Annotated in this window: 1 protein-coding gene; it reads right to left on the bottom strand. The window is 66.8% G+C overall.

Annotated features, from left to right (window positions below; all coding sequences use genetic code 11):
• On the bottom strand, positions 1 to 241 hold a 241-nt coding region (locus FLQ44_RS16990), incomplete at its 3' end, for a hypothetical protein (RefSeq protein WP_147695363.1).
• Between the last annotated feature and the right edge of the window lie 48 nt (positions 242 to 289).

Genomic DNA, 289 nt, shown 5'->3' with positions numbered 1-289 from the left:
GGCCGCGGATGTAGTCGAGACGACGCGTGAGTCCCACCAGATCGCCACCGCTGTAGCGGCGTGAGTCGGCCGGATCGTATTCGTTCGCCCCCTGATCGTTGTTGTCCGGCTCGCCATCGTCAAAGCGATCGATCAGGGCGAAGTAGAGGATCTCGTCGCGCCAGTCGCGCGTGGCCGACTCCGGCTCTTCCGCCTGCACGGACGTGACGGCCAGGCTGATGGTCGCGCAGAGCAGCAGCACCCTGCCGAGGACGGGTCGCGATCCGTCATATCGCCTCGAAGGCGCCCG

Source organism: Vogesella mureinivorans (assembly GCF_007644035.1).
GTDB classification, from domain to species: Bacteria; Pseudomonadota; Gammaproteobacteria; order Burkholderiales; family Chromobacteriaceae; genus Vogesella; species Vogesella mureinivorans.
The sequence above is the reverse complement of the archived record's forward strand: the minus strand, read 5'-3'. Positions and strand labels throughout refer to the sequence as shown.